The 17,652-nt window shown below is 74.0% G+C and carries 11 protein-coding genes and 1 pseudogene; 5 read left to right on the forward strand and 7 right to left on the reverse strand.

Translation table 11 applies throughout. The features are described from left to right. Nucleotides 1–18: 18 nt before the first annotated feature. The 3 genes from ABZ945_RS03505 (at nucleotide 19) to ABZ945_RS03515 (ending at nucleotide 6,302) form a co-directional block, all read left to right on the forward strand. Nucleotides 19–2,784: a lysylphosphatidylglycerol synthase domain-containing protein gene (locus ABZ945_RS03505; RefSeq protein ID WP_361263178.1), complete on the forward strand. Its 2,766-nt coding sequence runs from the start codon at nucleotides 19–21 to the stop codon at nucleotides 2,782–2,784. Between the two features lie 162 nt (nucleotides 2,785–2,946). Continuing rightward, nucleotides 2,947–4,515, forward strand: coding sequence for an alpha/beta hydrolase (locus tag ABZ945_RS03510; RefSeq protein WP_361263181.1), 1,569 nt, complete (start codon nucleotides 2,947–2,949; stop codon nucleotides 4,513–4,515). A gap of 230 nt (nucleotides 4,516–4,745) precedes the next feature. Continuing rightward, the gene (locus ABZ945_RS03515) at nucleotides 4,746–6,302 is read left to right on the forward strand and encodes an alpha/beta hydrolase (protein ID WP_361263184.1); all 1,557 of its coding nucleotides are present in this window, start codon (nucleotides 4,746–4,748) and stop codon (nucleotides 6,300–6,302) included. A gap of 150 nt (nucleotides 6,303–6,452) precedes the next feature. Here the strand turns inward: ABZ945_RS03515 and moeZ are convergent, their stop codons facing one another. From moeZ to ABZ945_RS03550, 7 genes are all read right to left on the reverse strand, one after another. After that, nucleotides 6,453–7,631 carry an adenylyltransferase/sulfurtransferase MoeZ gene (gene moeZ / locus ABZ945_RS03520; RefSeq protein WP_361263187.1) on the reverse strand — a complete coding sequence of 393 codons (1,179 nt, stop codon included), beginning with the start codon at nucleotides 7,629–7,631 and terminating at the stop codon, nucleotides 6,453–6,455. A 61-nt stretch (nucleotides 7,632–7,692) separates the two neighbouring features. Beyond that, nucleotides 7,693–8,538 carry a spherulation-specific family 4 protein gene (locus ABZ945_RS03525; RefSeq protein WP_361263190.1) on the reverse strand — a complete coding sequence of 282 codons (846 nt, stop codon included), beginning with the start codon at nucleotides 8,536–8,538 and terminating at the stop codon, nucleotides 7,693–7,695. After that, nucleotides 8,526–9,656, reverse strand: coding sequence for an NAD-dependent epimerase/dehydratase family protein (locus ABZ945_RS03530; RefSeq protein WP_361263193.1), 1,131 nt, complete (start codon nucleotides 9,654–9,656; stop codon nucleotides 8,526–8,528). Before ABZ945_RS03530 ends, ABZ945_RS03525 begins: the two co-directional genes overlap by 13 nt. Nucleotides 9,657–9,845: 189 nt before the next feature. Further along, nucleotides 9,846–11,351, reverse strand: a complete 1,506-nt coding sequence (locus ABZ945_RS03535) for a hypothetical protein (protein WP_361263196.1) — start codon at nucleotides 11,349–11,351, stop codon at nucleotides 9,846–9,848. Further along, complete coding sequence (locus tag ABZ945_RS03540; protein WP_361263199.1) at nucleotides 11,344–13,083, reverse strand: DUF3492 domain-containing protein; 1,740 nt, start codon at nucleotides 13,081–13,083, stop codon at nucleotides 11,344–11,346. The genes ABZ945_RS03535 and ABZ945_RS03540 overlap by 8 nt, the downstream gene beginning before the upstream one ends. Before the next feature lie 541 nt (nucleotides 13,084–13,624). Continuing rightward, nucleotides 13,625–15,106 (reverse strand): DUF3152 domain-containing protein, encoded by a 1,482-nt coding sequence (locus ABZ945_RS03545; protein WP_361263202.1) that lies wholly within the window; start codon nucleotides 15,104–15,106, stop codon nucleotides 13,625–13,627. Nucleotides 15,107–15,114: 8 nt separating this feature from the next. Continuing rightward, nucleotides 15,115–16,236 (reverse strand): alpha/beta hydrolase, encoded by a 1,122-nt coding sequence (locus tag ABZ945_RS03550; RefSeq protein WP_361263205.1) that lies wholly within the window; start codon nucleotides 16,234–16,236, stop codon nucleotides 15,115–15,117. Nucleotides 16,237–16,384: 148 nt separating this feature from the next. On the opposite strand from ABZ945_RS03550, the gene ABZ945_RS03555 reads away from it, so the two are divergent. Beyond that, entirely contained in the window at nucleotides 16,385–16,681 is a 297-nt protein-coding gene (locus ABZ945_RS03555) for a hypothetical protein (RefSeq protein ID WP_361263208.1), read from the forward strand. A gap of 271 nt (nucleotides 16,682–16,952) precedes the next feature. Next, nucleotides 16,953–17,585 (forward strand): annotated as a pseudogene (locus ABZ945_RS03560) (TetR/AcrR family transcriptional regulator); the annotation flags it as partial. Between the last annotated feature and the right edge of the window lie 67 nt (nucleotides 17,586–17,652).

Here is a 17,652-nt window from a genome sequence, read left to right on the forward strand (position 1 = left end):
GCGGGCGCTCCTGAGACCATGGACAAGGATGAGCCGGAGGGGCAGGGCCAGGGCGCGGCACGGGCCCGGCCAGAGGCAGGGAGCACGGCACGGGCACGGGCGGGCGCGCGGACCCGGCTTTCGGACCCGGGCCCCGATCGGCCGCGGCCGGAGGAGACGGTGGGCGTGAACGCGGAGCGGGACATCGACCGCGTCTCCGGTGACGAGCCGCTGCTGGCGGCCCGGGCGCACCGGCCGTCCGACCTGCTGCGGCTGCTGGTCGGTGTGCTGGCGATCGCGGTGGTCATCGCCATCGCCGCGTTCGCCCGGGGCACCACCTCCGGTCTGGAGGCGGACATCAGCCGGCGGACCGGGCAGGCGCCCGATGTGTTCGTCCAGCTGGCCGGGCTGGCGTCCAGCATCGCGGTGCTGCTGGTGCCAGTGGCCTTCGCGATCGAGCGGCTGGTCAAGCGGGACGGGCTGCGGATCGCCGACGGGGTGCTGGCGGCGGTGCTGGCGCACGGTGTCACCCTCGCCACCGATCTGTGGGTGGCGCAGGGCGCGCCGGACACCATCCAGGAGGCGCTGACCCAGCCGCAGGCGGGTGGCGGGCTGTCGGATCCGGTGCACGGCTACCTGGCGCCGGTGATCGCCTATATGACGGCCGTCGGCATGGCGCGCCGGCCGCGCTGGCGGGTGGTGCTGTGGATGGTGCTGCTGCTGGACGCGTTCGCGATGCTGGTGGCCGGCTACACCACTCCGTTCTCCATCGTGCTGACCATCCTGATCGGCTGGACGGTGGCCTACGGCACGGTGTACGCGGTGGGCTCGCCCAATGTGCGGCCCACCGGGCAGACACTGCTGGCGGGTCTGCGCCATGTCGGGTTCCGGCCGGTGGGCGCGATGCGCGCGGAGGATCTGCCGGACGGTACGGAGGCGGACCGGGGGCGCCGCTACCTGGTGACCCTGGAGGAGGGTCCGCCGCTGGATGTGACCGTGGTGGACCGGGAGCAGCAGGCGCACGGCTTCTTCTACCGGGTGTGGCGGCGGCTGACGCTGCGCGGGATCACCACGGGGCGTTCGCTGCAGTCGCTGCGCCAGGCGCTGGAGCAGGAGGCGCTGCTGGCGTACGCGGCGATCGCGGCGGGGGCCAACGCGCCCAAGCTGATCGCCACCTCCGAGCTGGGCCCGGACGCCGTGATGCTGGTGTACGAGCATGTGGGCGGGCGCTCGCTGGACTCCCTGGAGGACAAGGAGATCACCGACGAGGTGGTGCGGGGCGCCTGGTTGCAGGTGCGGGCGCTGCAGTCGCGGCGTATCGCGCACCGCAGGCTGACGGGTGACGCGCTGCTGGTGGATCGTTCCGGCAGGGTGATCCTCACCGATCTGCGGGGCGGTGAGATCGCCGCCGGTGATCTGGTGCTGCGGATGGACGTGGCGCAGCTGCTGACGACGCTGGGTCTGCGGGTGGGCGCGGAGCGGGCGGTGGCGGCGGCGGTGGCCGCGCTGGGGCCGGACAAGGTCGCCGGCTGCCTGCCGCTGCTCCAGCCGATCGCGCTGAGCCGGTCGACCCGCGCCACACTGCGCAGGCTGGCCCGAGAGCGGTCGCAGCGGGAGCGGGAGGCGGTGCTGGCCGCCTCGCAGGCCGACAAGCAGGCCCGGGTGGAGGCGCACGCCCGCCATGCGGAGCACCGCGGCGAGCCGGTCGGCAAGGCCGAGCGGAAGGCGGAGAAGGCGCACAAGCAGGCGGAGAAGCGGGCGCTGGACGAGGCGATGGACGAGGCCCGCGAGGAGGATCTGCTGGTGCAGATCCGCCAGCAGGTGCTGCTGATCCGGCCGCAGGCGCCGGTGGAACCGGTGCGGCTGGAGCGGATCAAGCCGCGGACGCTGATCAGTTTTATCGCCGCCGCGATCGCCGTGTACTTCCTGCTGTCGTCGATCTCGCAGTCGTCGCTGTCGCTGTCGACGTTCGCCCAGGCCGACTGGTTGTGGGTGGCGGTGGCGCTGCTGTTCTCCGCGTTCAGCTATGTCGCGGCGGCGATGAGCCTGCTGGGCTTCGTCCCGGAGCGGGTGCCGTTCAAGCGGACGGTGGTAGCGCAGGTGGCGGGCTCCTTTGTGAAGATCGTCGCCCCGGCGGCGGTCGGCGGAGTGGCGCTGAACACCCGCTTCCTCCAGCGCTCGGGGGTCCGCCCGGGGCTGGCGGTGGCCAGTGTGGGCGCCTCGCAGTTGTTCGGGCTGGGCGCGCACATCCTGCTGCTGCTCTCCTTCGGCTACCTCTCCGGGACGGAGAAGACGCAGGACTTCACCCCGTCCCGGACGGTGATCGCGGGTCTGCTGACGGTCGCGGTGCTGGCGCTGGTGGTGACGGCGATCCCGGTGCTGCGCAAGTTCGTCACCACCCGGCTGCGGTCGCTGTTCGCCGGGGTGGTGCCGCGGATGCTGGACGTGCTGCAGCGGCCGGTGAAGCTGCTCACCGGGCTCAGCGGCATGCTGCTGCTGACCGCGGCGTTCGTGTTCTGCCTGGACGCCTCGGTGCGGGCGTTCGCGCGGGGTGACCAGCCGGTGAGCTACGCGATCCTGGCCGTGGTCTTCCTGGCCGGCAACGCGCTCGGCTCGGCCGCCCCCACGCCCGGTGGGGTGGGCGCGGTGGAGGGTGCGCTGATCGCCGGTCTGACCACGGTCGGCGGGCTGCCGCTGGAGATCGCCACCCCGGCGGTGCTGATGTACCGGGTGATGACCTTGTGGCTGCCGGTGCTGCCGGGGTGGCTGTCGTTCAACTCGCTGACCCGCAAGGGCGCCCTCTGACCGGTCCGGTGCGCTGATGGGGCCGGCCGGGGTACGGCCGGTGCCGGGCCGAGGCTTCCGGGGGCTCGCGCGCCGGGGCCGGGCCGGTGGGGCGGCGGGGCCGGCCACCCGCATGGCCCCGGGCACGGGCGGGCGCCGACCGGCGGGCGCACCATGGGACATATGACCCTCCGCGCCGCCCGGCCCGCAGCCGTCCTCGCCGCCGCCACCGCCGCCGCCCTGCTGGCGGCCGGCTGCTCCGGCGGGAACGGGGACGAGGGCGGGGACGGCGCCGACCGGCTCAGGGAGCTGGCCTCCCAGCGGCTGACCTGGCGGGACTGCCCGCCGCCCTCGATGGAGGAGGGCGGCGGTACCGCGCCCTCTCCGCTGCCGGGCGGCACCCGCTGGCAGTGCTCCTTCATGGACGCGCCGCTGGACTACGCGGACCCGGGCGGCGAGACCGTCGAGCTGGCCCTGATCCGCGCCAAGACCTCCGACCCGGCGAAGCGCATCGGGTCGTTGATCTTCAACTTCGGTGGCCCCGGCGGCTCCGGGATCACCGCCCTGCCGTCCTTCGCGCAGGACTACGAGACCCTGCGCACCCGCTACGACCTGGTGAGCTTCGACCCGCGCGGGGTCGGCCGCAGCGCCGGTGTGGAGTGCCTGGACGACGCCGGCCTGGACGCCCTCTACGCGCTGGACTCCACGCCCGACGACGAGCGGGAGGTCCGGGCGTACGACGAGGGGCTGAAGCGGTTCGCCGCGGCGTGCGAGGAGAACTCGGGCGGTGAACTGCCCCACGTCGGGACGGTGAACGCGGCCCGCGACCTGGATCTGATGCGGCAGGTGCTGGGCGACGACAAGCTGTACTACTTCGGCATCTCCTACGGCACCGAGCTCGGCGGCGTCTACGCGCACCTGTACCCGAGGACCGTGGGCCGGGCGGTGTTCGACGCGGTGGTGGACCCCACCAGCACCACGGTGCAGAGCGCCCTCGGGCAGGCGAAGGGGTTCCAGCTGGCCCTGGACAACTTCGCCAAGGACTGCGTCGCCCGGGGTGACAAGTGCAAGCTGCCCGGGGGCAGCGTGCAGGAGGTGGAGGGCTTCGTCACCGATCTGCTGAACCGGCTGGAGAAGAAGCCGGTCACCGGGCTCGGGGAGCGCAAGCTGACCGCGACGGCGGCGACCAACGGCATCGCCCAGTCGCTGTACTCCAAGGAGTACTGGCCTTATCTGGAGCAGGGTCTGGACGAGGCGGACGGCGGCAACGGCGGCCTGCTGCTGGCCCTGTCGGACTCGATGAACGGCCGCGACCAGAACGGCAACTACAGCAATGTGCAGGCGGCGAACGCGGCGATCAACTGCGTGGACGACAAGGCCCGCTTCACGGTGGCGCAGGCCGAGGCCAGGCTGCCCGAGTTCCGCAAGGCCTCGCCGGTGTTCGGCGACTACCTGGCCTGGGGTCTGATCGGCTGCTCGCACTGGCCGGTGGACGGCAGCTGGGACCGCCCGGAGGTGAGCGCCGCGGGCTCGGCGCCGATCCTGGTGATCGGCAACACCGGCGACCCGGCCACCCCCTACGCGGGGGCGAAGGCGATGGCGAACGCGCTCGGCAAGGGCGTCGGGGTGGAGCTGACCTGGGAGGGCGAGGGGCACGGCGCCTACAACGGGGGCTCCGCGTGTGTCCGCGACGCGGTCAACGGCTACCTGCTGGACGGCAGGGTGCCGAAGAACGGCACCGTCTGCCGCTGACGCCGCCGCCACCCGGCCGGCGCTCCCGGCACCCCGCCGGCCCCACCGCCGTACCGTTCCCCTCGGTCGTTCCATCGTCCCCGCCCCCGTGCGTCGTCCGCTTCCTTATGTCTGCGACCCTGCCACGGCGAACGCCCGTGCTTCCAGCGTTTGGCGACAATACGTCACGCTCTGGCCACTGTCAGTGGCTATGCCTAGGATGGCGCGCAGTACCAACGTTGGGGGAACGGATGTCCAATCGAGTACGGGCGGGAGCCCTCGCGGCCGCGGCCCTGCTGACCGCGGGACTGGTCACCGGCTGCCAGAGCGGTGGCGGCGGGGAAGGTGACGACAGCCCGGCGGCGGGCGGCGGACCGAAGGCGGGCACGGCGCCCGCGGTGCCGGGTCTGCCCGCCGCACTGACCGGCCAGCGGCCCGACTGGCGGTCGTGCAAGGCGCCGAAGGGCGGCCAGGCCCCCGGCACGGAGTGGCGCTGCGCCGAGGTGGAAGTGCCGCTGGACTACCAGCGGCCGAAGGGCGAGACCATCTCCGTCGCGCTCATCCGCAAGCAGGCCGTGCAGCAGGACCGGCGGATCGGCTCGCTGCTCTTCAACTTCGGCGGCCCGGGCGCCTCGGGCGTGGACCTGCTGCCGCAGTTCGCCCCCGAGTACACCGCGCTGAACGCCCGCTACGACCTGGTCGGCTTCGACCCCCGCGGGGTGGGGCGCAGCTCCGGTGTGGTGTGCCGGGAGTCGGCCGAGGAGGCCGAGTCCCTGCGGCGGATCGACCGCACCCCGGACACCCCCGCCGAGGAGGCCGCCTACCTGGCGGACGGCGGCGACTTCGGGGCCGGCTGCAAGCAGCGCTCCGGCAAGGTGCTGCCGCATGTCACCACCAGCAACACCGCCCGGGACCTGGAGGTCGTCCGCCATGTCCTCGGCGACGCCAAGCTGAACTACTTCGGCATCTCCTACGGCACCCAGCTCGGCGGCACCTACGCGCACCTCTTCCCCAAACAGGTCGGCCGCACCGTGCTGGACGCGGTGGTGGACCCGACCGCCGACAGCGTGGGCCAGGCCCGCCACCAGACGACCGGCTTCCAGCGGGCGCTGGACAACTACTTCAAGTCCACCGGCGAGGGGGCGGCCGGCTCCACCAAGCTGACGGCGCAGTTGAAGCGGCTCGACTCCCAGCCGCTGGCGACCTCCGACGGGCGGCCGCTGACCGAGAGCCTGGCGCTCACCGGTATAGCCCAGGCGCTGTACGCGGAAAGCCTCTGGCCGATGCTGACCGAAGGACTCCGGCAGGCCCGGGAGGGCAGCGGCGACGGGCTGCTGGAGCTCGCCGACATGTACAACGACCGCCAGGAGGACGGCTCCTACAGCACCCAGGCCCACTCCCAGCGCGCGATCTCCTGCGCCGACAGCAGCAGCCGGCCCACCGCCGCCGAGGCCCGGGCCCTGCTCCCGGAGTTCCGCCGAATATCCCCGGTCTTCGGGGAGTTCATGGCCTGGGACACCGCGGGCTGGTGCCACCAGTGGCCGGTGAAGGGCGAGAGCGCCACCTCGCAGGCGAGCGCTCCCGGCGCCGGGCCGGTACTGGTGGTCGGCACCACCGGTGACTCGGCGACCCCGTACGAGGGGGCCGTGCGGATGGCGAAGGAGCTGGGCAAGGGGGTGGGCGTGCTGCTCACCTACCGGGGCGAGGGCCACGGGGCCTACAACGGCGGCAGTTCCTGCGTGAGCAAGGCGGTGAACGCCTATCTGCTGGACGGCAAGGCGCCGGCGAACGGCACCATCTGCTCCTGAGGGCAGCCACGGCTGAGGCGGCACCCGCTCTTGAGGACGCTCGCAGCCACCCCGGCAGCCGTCGGGGCCGGGCCCTGGTGGTGGGCCCGGCCCCGGTGGGTCGGCGCTGCGATCAGTAAGTGATCAAGGCAAGACGCGATCAGGAGGTGATCAGTAGACGGGCTTCTCCGGCTCGATCTGGTGGACCCAGCCGATGACGCCGCCGCCGACATGGACGGCGTCCGCGAAACCGGCGGACTTCAGCACCGCGAGGACTTCCGCACTGCGGACACCCGTCTTGCAGTGCAGGACGATCTTCCGGTCCTGAGGGAGATCCTGGAGCGCGGTGCCCATCAGGAACTCGTTCTTCGGGACGAGCCGGGCGCCCGGGATGGAGACGATCTCGTACTCGTTGGGCTCACGGACGTCGATGATGTCGATGCTCTCACCGTCGTCGATCCACTCCTTGAGCTGCTTGGGAGTGATCGTGGAGCCGGCCGCCGCCTCCTGGGCCTCCTCGGAGACGACGCCGCAGAAGGCCTCGTAGTCGATGAGCTCGGTGACGGTCGGGTTCTCACCGCAGACCGCGCAGTCGGGGTCCTTGCGGACCTTGACCTGCCGGTACTGCATCTCCAGGGCGTCGTAGATCATCAGCCGGCCGACCAGCGGCTCACCGACACCGGCCAGCACCTTGATCGCCTCGGTGACCTGAATGGAGCCGATGGAGGCGCACAGCACGCCGAGCACACCGCCCTCGGCGCAGGAGGGGACCATGCCCGGCGGCGGGGGCTCCGGGTAGAGGCAGCGGTAGCACGGGCCGTGCTCCGACCAGAACACCGAGGCCTGGCCGTCGAACCGGTAGATCGAGCCCCAGACATACGGCTTGTTCAGCAGCACACAGGCGTCGTTGACCAGGTAGCGGGTGGCGAAGTTGTCCGTGCCGTCCACGATCAGGTCGTACTGACCGAAGATGTCCAGCACGTTGTCGGCCTCAAGCCGCTGCTCATGGAGGACCACGTTGACGTACGGGTTGATGCCGAGCACCGAGTCCCGCGCGGACTCGGCCTTGGAGCGGCCGATGTCCGACTGGCTGTGGATGATCTGGCGCTGGAGGTTGGACTCGTCGACCTCGTCGAACTCCACGATGCCGAGCGTGCCCACACCGGCGGCGGCCAGGTACATCAGGGCGGGAGACCCGAGGCCGCCGGCGCCGACGCAGAGCACCTTGGCGTTCTTGAGCCGCTTCTGCCCGTCCATCCCGACGTCCGGGATGATCAGGTGGCGGGAGTACCTGCGGACCTCGTCTACGGTGAGCTCGGCAGCCGGCTCGACCAGGGGTGGCAGCGACACGGGGACTCCGTTGGTCGGTAGTCAGTACGGTTGTCTCTCCGTAACACTGCCATGGCACTCCTCATTCCGAGACACCTGGTCCGATGCGCGAGACGATTTCGTCCCAGTAGCCGGGCAGCGCCTCGAATGCGGCGTTTCCTCCGATTCGCCCCCTGACCTCGGGCTCGGCACCTCCAACGCCTGCCGCGGATCCGGCACGTCCGGCCGCCGGGCCGGCAGCCGGTGGCGGCCCCGGAGTGCGGTCGGTGAAGAAGATGGTGCCCGCCCCCTGCCAGCGCGCGATCCGTACCGCCTCCTCCAGATGGGTGCGCGGTACGCCGTGCACCAGATGGACAAAGCGCTCCGGTGGATGGTCGGCCGTCCACGGGGCCGCCTGCGACCAGCGGTAGTCGGCCCAGCGCCCCCGGAAGGTGACCAGCTGGTCGGCGACCTCGGCGTACCCCGGATCGGGGTGGACTCCGTGGCCCAGCACCAGATGGCAGCCGTCCGCCCCGTCGAGCACCGCCTCCAGGGTGGCCGCGGTGCGCCGCACGGACGCGAGCCGCTCCCGGTCCGGCGGGCAGCGGTCCAGCAGGTAGCCGTCCACCCGGTACCAGTCCGCGAACCGCTGGGCGTCGGCCACGGCCTCCGCGAACGGGCGGGCGCCGTGCGCCAGATCGATGTGGCCCAGTACCCGCACGCCCGCGTTGCGCAGCCGGCCGGCCGCCTCCAGGCAGTGCGGGTCGGGCCGGGCGCCCGGCCCGGCGGCCACATTGAGCACCGCCCAGTGCAGCGGCACCCCGGGCCGGGTGAGCTCCGCCCACTCGACGGGGGCGAGCAGCGGATGGGCGTAGCCCGGCACACCGAAGCCGAGCCGGTCGGCACCGGTGGCGGCGAGCGGGGCACCGGTCCGGGTCAGATGCGGCATGCCGCCTCCATCCAGATGTCGGCGAGCGACTCCTCCAGGTTGATCCGGGGCCGCCAGCCGAGCCGGTCGCGGGCGGTGCGCACATCGGCCTGCTGCCAGCTGCCGCAGCCGTCGGGATACGGGGAGGAGGGCCCCGGCTGCGGGAGGTCCGGGCCGCCGTCGCCACCCCGCCCGAGGCCGCCGTCGCCACCCCGCCCGAGGCCGCCGTCGCCACCCCGCACGGGGCCGCCGTCGGCACCGCGTACCAGGCCGCCGTCGGTGCCGCGCAGCACACTGGCGTCGGTGCCGCGCAGCAGACCGCCGTCGGCGCCGCGCACAGCGCCGCCCTCGCCGCGCTGCACACCGATGAGCGGCCGGTTCGGCGGTACGTCCACCTCATGGAGGTTGCCGGGGTATCCGGCGACCCTGGCCAGTACCGCGGCGGCGTCCCGCAGCCGTACGGCCCGTCCGGTGCCGATGTTGATGACACCCTGGGCCGCCGACAGCGAGGCGGCGTGCACCGCCCGCGCCACATCCCGGACGTCCACGAAGTCGCGCTGGACGCCGAGGCCGCCCAGCTTCAGCTCGCCGTCGCCGTTCTGGATGGCCCGGCGCAGCGCCTCGGCAAGCCGGCCGAGGGGGGACCCGGCCGGGGTACCGGGGCCCACCGGGGAGAACACCCGCAGCACCACGGCGTCCAGTCCGGAGCCGAGGACCAGTTCGGTGGCGGCCAGTTTGGACACCCCGTACGGCCCGCCGGGGCGGGGCACCGCGTCCTCGGCCGTGGACGAACCGGGCTGCGAGGGCCCGTACTCGGAGGCGCAGCCGACCTGGACCAGGCGGGCCTGGCAGGTGCTGCGGCGCAGCGCCTCGCAGACGGTGGCCACGGCGACCGTGTTGTGCCGGGTCAGCTCGCGGGCCCCGCCCCGGGTGGCCCCGGCGCAGTTGACGACCACCCCGGGGTGGACGGCGTCCAGGAACCGGGTGAGGGCACCCGGGCTCCCCCCGGCGAGGTCGAACCGTACGTCGGCGTCGTCGCCCCGGCCCAGGGCCGTGAGGTGGACGGCCGGGTCGGCGAGCAGCCGGTCGGCGACGAACCGGCCGAGGAATCCGTTGGCGCCGAGCAGCAGCACCCTCATCGTGCGCCTCCTTCGCGAAGGCCGGGCGTGGCGGCGGTGGCGGTCATGGTCGTCGTCTCCTTGCTTCCTGGGTGTCGGGGAGAGGTAGGGGGAGGGAGGTGGCAGGGGCCGCCTCCGAGGGGAGGGGGGCCGGTCCGGATGGGCCGGAGGGGCGCGGTCCCGGGGGCCGGGCGCGGCCCGGAGGGGAGGTCAGCCGCCGGCATGGGCGGGAGCCGGCCAGTCGACGGCATGGGCGGAGGCCCGGGTCAGCAGGGCGCAGGCGCGGACCAGCAGGGCGAGCGCGGCCGCCCCGCAGACCAGCGCGGTCACCGCGCCCGGCCCGCAGAGGTCGGCGGCGGCCCGCGTCGGGGTGTCGAGCCAGCCGAGTCGGGGGACGCGGGCCGCCTGCTCCGCGGCGAGGACGAACGTCCGCGCGGCACAGGTGGCGAACAGCGCGCTGCCCGCGGTCCGGGCGAAGCCATGGGCGGTGAGCAGCCGGGCCAGGAAGAACAGGGTGCCGAGGGCGAGGCAGCCGACGAGCACGGTGCCTCGGGGGGCGTCGCCGAGGACGGTGCCGGTGATCGCGACCAGCGCGCCGAGCAGCACGGCGAACAGGGCGACGGCACCGAGCAGCAGCGGTCGGGCACCGGCGGCGAAGTCCGCGAGGCGGCGACTGGCGGCCAGCGCCCGCCGGGCCCGTACGAAGAAGAGGTGCGCGCACCAGAGTGCGGGCGCCACCGCCAGCGCCAGGGCGAGGAGCGTCGCGGATGCGCCGACGGAAAGGAGGTGGAGCGGTACGCCGGTCCGGTCGGGCTCGGCGGTGAGAGCGGCGAGGCCCCAGGTGCGGCCCGGATCGTGGTCGGGGACGGCGTCCAGCAGCAGACAGCCGAGCAGGAGGGTGCACCACAGGGGGGTGCGGACAGCGGACAGGGCCCGGACCAGGACGGGGCCGGCCGCGTGGGTGCGCCGCGCCGCCCGGAGCGGGCCATGGCGAAGGGAGCCGGCGAGCGCCCCGACGGCGGCCGCCGTCCCGGCCGCGCCGACGGCGAACCGCGCCGGGCCGCTGGTCGCGGCGAGCCCCGCGAGGGTCAGTCCGACGGCGGCTCCCGGCAGGAGGGCGAGCGGTGCCCATACCAGGGGGCGCCCGGCTCGCCGGGCTATCTCCTCCGCCGGGACGGGGCGGCCGGTTCCGTCCTCGCGGGCCAGGTCGGCTGCCGCGCCCCGCACTCCGGCGGCCCCGCGTAGGCCGCGCATCGGCGGGCGGTCGGCAGGACGGGCACCATCGGCACCGGGTGACCGGTCGCCGCGGAGGGGTCGGGTGCCGGTCCCGGGGGTGGGCCGGCCGCTGGTGGGTCGGTCGCCGTCGGACCCTCGGCCGGGGTGTTCGGTACCGGCGGACCGTTGATGGGCGAGGTGCTCGTCGTCCGACCGGGGCGTCCGGGCGTACAGCTCCTCGGCGAGGGAGAAGACGTCCCGGTGCCGGAAGCGGGCGGCGGTGCGGTCGGTGACGCCGTGGGCCTCCAGGGCGGCGGCGATCTCCAGGGGGTCGACGGCCCGTTCGCACAGCGCCCGGTGGCGGTGCAGCAGTGCCTTGACGGGGTCACCGCCCTGCCGCGCCGCCGTGGCCGGCGCTCCCGCGGAGCGAAGGCCCTCGGCCGGTGGACCGTCGGCTGCCTCCTCGCGGGCGAGGTCATGGTGGGGGCCGCTGTCACGCATCGCCGCTCCCGACTCCGCCGTTGTCCGCGTCGCGGTGAGGGCAGGTGCCGCTCATGGCGCCCGCGCCGACCGGAGGGCCGAGCCGGGCGGGGGCCGGCACTCGGTCGAGGCGGCCGGTCCAGCGTCCGGGGAGGTACGCCTCGGCCGGGTGGGCGAAGGGCAGCGGGGTGCCGTCGGCGGCCGTGCCGTCCCGGTCGCGGCGTACCGGGGCGCGGGACATCAGCTCCAGATAGAGCCCGTGGAAGGCGGAGAGGTTCTGCTCCACGGTGAACAGCTCCAGTGCGCGGGCGCGGGCCGCGGCGCCCAGGCGCGCGCGGCGCGCGGGGTCGCGCAGCAGCGCCAGGCAGGCGGCGGCGAGCGCCTGGGGGTTGCGCGGGGGTACCACCAGCCCGGTGCCCCCGACGACCTCGACCACCGCGCCGACGTCCGTGGAGACGGTGGCGCGGCCGCAGAGCATCGCCTCGACCAGCCCGGCCGGGAACCCCTCGACGACACTGGACAGCACGGTGACGGCGCCGTCGGCGTAGGCGTCGGTCCGGTCGGGAACACTCGGGCCGCCGACCTCCTCGAAGGTCACCGGGAAGGCCGGCGCCTCCTGGCCCATCGGCCCGGCGCCGGGGAAGAGCCGGGTGGCCGTGGTCCGGCAGTGGGCGAGGTAGTCGGCGGGCTCGCGGGGCGAGGGGGGCGCGTGGACGATACGGAGCCGCGCCCGGGGCTCCTCGCGGTGCACGGCCGCGAAGGCGTGCACCAGGCCGAGCAGGTCCTTGGCGGGTTCGGCGCGGCCGACCCACACCAGGGTGTACGGGTCACCGGTCTCCCCCGCCTCCCCGACGGCGGCGAACCGGTGGCCGTCGAGCCCCGGGTGGATGGTGCGCAGCCGGACGGGGTCGGCGCCGCACCGCTGCTGCCAGCGCCGGGCATGCGCGTTGCCATGGGTGATGGCGGCGGCCTGGCGGTACACCTCGGTGGCGAGCCGCCCGTGGAACGCGGCGAGCAGGGCGCGCAGGGGGGCGCTGAGGGGAGCGCCTGCGGTCGTCAGATAGTGCGACCGGATGTGCACCCCGTACTCGGTGAGCAGCAGCGGCACTCCGAAGAAGCGTTTGGCCAGCAGTCCGGGGAGGGCGGCCAGGCCGCCGGAGACGGCATGGCAGAGGTCGGCGGCGCCGAGGGCGTCCGGCCCGTACCAGTCCGGGGTGAGCGGGCGCAGTGCGCGCTCCAGCCAGTCCGAGAAGGCGAGCTGGTCCCGCAGGGTGGCCTGCCGTACGCCCCGGCGTGCGCCGGGCGCACGGCAGGCGGCTTCCAGGGCGCGCACGGTGGCCTCGGACCGCAGGGCGGCGGGTGGGGCACCGTGCGCCCGGAGCAGATCGGCCAGTGCGTACAGCCCCGCGGCGAAGGCGTTGTCGGCGTCGGCGCCCCCGTGCTCCGGCCCGTCCCCGCACACTCCGGCGGCCAACTCGGCCAGGCATCCGGCGTACCGGCGGCGCTCACGCCGGCCGTAAGAGCGGCCGTTTCCGGGGCCGTCCTCGGCGGGGGTCCACAGCGCCATCGTGCGGACCGACCGCACGGCGGGCGCCGCCGGCAACCGGCCGGCCCGCTCCTGGCGGGGGGTGCGACCCAGCGCGTAGACGTCGTACTCGTGCTGCGCGAGCCCGCGCACAAGCCGGTCGCACCAGAGCGCGGACTCCCCCTTGGCGTACGGGTATCCGCCCTCCGTGAGCAGTCCGATCCGCACAGCACACCCCCATCCCCTTCTGCCTGCGGTCGACACCGTTGGGGTGCGCTGACCGGCGGCGGGATGAACGTAAGCGGAAGCGCGGGTGGCGCGATGGACGGTTGTCCGTCGCGCCACCGGAAGGGGTGAATACTCGTAACTTTCGACCGCGCCCGGCGTTTCGAAGCGCTAGGGCGGGAACGGTTCGAATATGACCGAGTATTCGGAGAAAAAGAGCCAAGAGGCGTTCGCAACAGGCTAGTTGACTGGTCGAATGCCATCGCTGTCCAGCGGTGATCCGGCCTTGACGCAATCGCCCGGTGGTCATTCCGCGTTCCGGGAAGTCCTGCTCCGACGTTCCGGATGGCGGTGCGGGCGCCATCCGGATCGGCCGGAATCAGCCGGTGAAAGGCGGATTCCCTGCCGACCGGGCCCGCGATTCAGAGCGCGTGAGGCAAGTGGGGGGCGCGCGGCGCGAAAACGTCCGCCCGGCGCACCACCAAGCCGCACCCCGTATGGCACCGGCGCGCACCGCGGTCACCCGGGACGGCGGGGAAGGACCTCAGCCGTTGGGAAACACCCAGGGGTTGGCGCGGCACTTCACGCCCCCGATGTCGAGCGACTTCGTCTGCTGCTGCATCACCGGGGCGAGGGAGCCCTCGGTCGAGCAGTTGACGTGGCCGTGCCCGAGCCGGTGCCCGACCTCGTGGTTGATCAGCATCTGCCGGTAGGGCAGCATCGCGGCCGGCCCATAGGTCTTCGAACCCTGGGCCCAGCGGTAGGCGTTGATCATCACGCGGTCGGTCCGGGCGGAGTCGCAGGAGACGTTCTGCTCGGTGATGTCCAGCTCGGACTTGGCGCACCAGAAGGCGGTGGTGCCGGGACTGGCGAGGGTGAGCACGAAGTCGGGACGTCCGCTGGAGATCCGCTCGAACGTCATCGCGCCGCCGTGCGCCCAGCTGCGCTTGTCGTTCAGCGTCTCCTGGGCGGCGCGGGCGAACAGTCCGGCGTCCAGGCCGAGGCCCTTCTCGATGTCGATCCGGTAGCGGATCTTCCGGCCCTTGCCGGGTGCCTTGTCGAGGCCGGGCACGGCTTCGAACTCGCCCGGCCCCTTCAGCTTCGGGTCCAGCGGGAACTGCCGCACCATCAGCTGCGCGTAGGTCGGCGGCGCGACGGCGCGGCCCTCGGAGCGGTCCGTCCGGCCGGAGCGCGCGTCCGGTCCGCCGGGGCCCTTCCTGCTGCCCTCCGCCTCGCCCTTGCCGTTCTCGCCGGTCGCCCCGGAATCGGCGAGTCCGGGTGCGGCACTCACCCCGGCCGCCCGGGAGGAGGGCCCGTCCGGCCCGGCGCCGGTGACCTGACCGGCCACGACGATCGCCAGAACGGTGGTGACCGCCCCGGCCGCGATCCCGGTGAGCGTACGGGCCAGGCCGCCGCCCGAGCCGGACGCACCGTCCTTCGCCCCGGCGACCGGGTCCTGAGGGCCGGGCGGGCCACCGGCCGCGATTCCGGCCTCGGAACCGGGAGCGGGGACGGCGCCGGTGGGGCCGCCGAAGCCCCTGGCGGCCGGCCCGGCGTCGAAGGCGGCGAGGTACTCATGGCGCGGCCCGGGGTTGCGGGCCCCGCCGCCCGGCCCGCCCGGCCGGGGGCCCGGCGCACCCTGGCCGGACGGCCTGCGGCCACCGAATCCCTGGCCGGCCGGCCCTCCCTCGGCCGCACCGCCGTCACGCGGCCGACCGGTCGCACCGCCGTCACGGGGCGCGGGCTGCCAGTCGCCGTAGCGGCTGCCGCCGCGCCCGTACTCCTTGGTGCCGTACCCGCCGGCGGAGCGCTCCTCCGGGTGGCCGCCGCGCACCGCGTGGGACTCCGGACCGGCGCCCTGATGGTGCGTTTCCGCTACGCGGGGAGCGGGGGCGGCCATCCGGCGCCGGCGGCCCACGGCCGAGCGCTCGGCCGCCTCGGCCGAAGCCGCGGCCTCGGCGCCGTCGGCGCGCCGCGCCCGTTCGGAGCCCTGGGGCGCGGCGCCCCTGCGGCTGTGTCGTCCCACGCCCCGGATCAGCTCCCGTTGCCTTCGTCGCCGGCGTTGTCGTCTCGGTTGATCTGCTGCCCGCGGCCGTCGCCGCCCCGGCCGCTCTCGCCGTCCCGGCGGCCGGTGGGGCCATCGGAACCCTTGGTACGAGTGGTACGGGCAGGCGCCCCGACATGTTCGGAGGGTCCGGCACCGCCGCGTTCGCGGATCAGTTCCCGTATCGCGGTGGCGACGGTCTCCGGGTACTCCATCATCGCCACATGCCCGGCGTCCGGGAGGGTCAGCATCCGGGCGTCGCGGAAGGCGCGGGCGGCCCGGCTTGCCATCCGGAACGAGATCAGCTGGTCGCGGCCGCCGTAGACCAGCAGCGTCGGGGCGAGCACCCGCTCGGCCTGCCGCCACAGCCCGTGCTGGCCGCCGAGCGTGTACGCGTCGACCAGACCGCGCGTCGAGCGGGCCATGGCGTCCCAGAAGTAGGGGAGCGCGAGACGGCGCTCCATCTCCTCCACCGCGTTGCGAAAGCCCTCCTCGGTGACCCGGCCCGGATCCCCGTAGCAGAGGGCCGTCACCCCGCGGACCCGCTGCTCGGCGGTCCAGCCCTTAGTGAGCCGGGTGAGCAGGGCGGCGGCGCCGGGCACCGCGAGCAGGGCGGTCGGCCAGGCGTTGCGCTGGACGCGGATCTCGGGCAGCGCCGGGGAGACCAGGGTCAGGGTGCGGACCAGGTCCGGCCGCAGCGCGGCGATCCGGGTGGTGACCGCGCCGCCCAGCGAGTTGCCGATCAGATGGACCGGCCCGCGGCCGCCCGCGTCGAGCAGCCGGATCACCGCCCGGGCGTGACCGGTCACCGAGTAGTCGCCGTCGTCCGGCGGGGGCGAGTCACCGAAACCGGGCAGGTCCACGGCCTCGCCGTCCACGATGTCCGACAGCAGCGGCATCAGCGCCGACCAGTTCTGGGACGAGCCGCCGAGGCCGTGGACATAGAGGGCGGGCGGCAGTCCGGTGCGGTCGGACGGGCGTTCCCGCACATTGAGCGTCAGACCGGGCAGCGTCACGGTGCGCAGCCGCTCCCCCTCCGCGACCCGCACCGCGCTCACCCGCGGGCCGGCCACGGTGGCGGCGAGGGCTTCCGGCAGCTCGGTCGAAGACATGCGGCAATGTTACGAGAGGATCACGCTCCCCCTGGTGTGTTCGCCGTCACAGGCCGCATGGCGTTGCCCGGGGGTCCTGCATACGCTCGTGTTTGTGGGCATCCGACCCCGGTGACCGTCGAGTACCGATCCGCGTGAGAGGGAGCACATGAGCGCCGACCCGACTGATCCCGAGATCTTCGAGACCTTTGAGACCTTCGACCGGAATGAGGCGGACGAGGCGGAGGAGTCCGAGGCCCGGGCGGAGGACGAGCGGGCCGCCGAGCGGGAGGCGGCGGCCCCCCTGGACGAGGAGTCCCCCGAGGCGGACGTGGCGGAGCAGCGGGCGGAGTGGCAGCAGCGCGGCGACGAGCCGCTGACCGGCGTCGACCCGGCCAGCGCGAACGAGGCCGACGCCATCGAGCAGACCCGGGTGGTCAGCCTGGACGAGGACGACTACCGCTGAGGAACGGCCTCCGGGGCCATTCCGCCCGGGGCGCTCCAGGGGAGCCGCCATGGGGGCCGCGCCGCCGGGAGCAACGGCCCCGAGCCGGCCCGCGTAAGCGCGACCGGCTCGGGGCTGGTCCCGACCCTTTGGTCGGTTTAACGTTGAATCGCCGTCGGCCCGGGCCGTCCGGTACGTGAAATTCTGCGCCCGCACCGCGCACAGGCGGGTTACCCAAAAGTACGATGGCGGCGCGGCGCATAGCGCGCATGAATCTATTTCAGGAGGCGGCGTGACAGCCATCGAGCAGACGGAGGCGGCGCGCCCTAGGGGCACGCGACTGCCGCGCCGGGCCCGACGGAACCAGCTGCTGGGCGCGGCCCAGGAAGTGTTCGTCGCGCAGGGCTACCACGCGGCCGCGATGGACGACATCGCCGAGCGCGCCGGCGTCAGCAAGCCCGTGCTGTACCAGCACTTCCCGGGGAAGCTGGAGCTCTACCTGGCGCTGCTCGACCAGCACTGCGAGTCGCTGCTCCAGGCGGTGCGCACGGCGCTTGCCTCGACCACCGAGAACAAGCAGCGGGTGGCCGCGACGATGGACGCCTACTTCGCGTACGTGGAGGACGAGGGCGGCGCGTTCCGGCTGGTGTTCGAGTCCGACCTGACCAACGAGCCCGCGGTGCGCAAGCGGGTCGAGCGGGTGTCGCTCCAGTGCGCCGAGGCCATCTCGGAGGTCATCGCCGAGGACACCGGGCTGTCCAAGGACGAGTCGATGCTGCTCGCCGTCGGGCTCGGCGGGGTCTCCCAGGTGGTGGCCCGCTACTGGCTCTCCAGCGAGTCCCCGATCCCCCGCGGCACCGCGGTGCAGCTGCTCACCTCGCTGGCCTGGCGGGGCATCGCCGGCTTCCCGCTGCACGGCAGCGAGAACCACGGCACGGACAACCACGGCACGGACGACCACGGCGGCGAGAGCCATGGCAGTGACGAGCGCG

This window comes from Streptomyces sp. NPDC046887, assembly GCF_040644755.1.
GTDB classification, from domain to species: domain Bacteria; phylum Actinomycetota; class Actinomycetes; order Streptomycetales; family Streptomycetaceae; genus Streptomyces; species Streptomyces lichenis.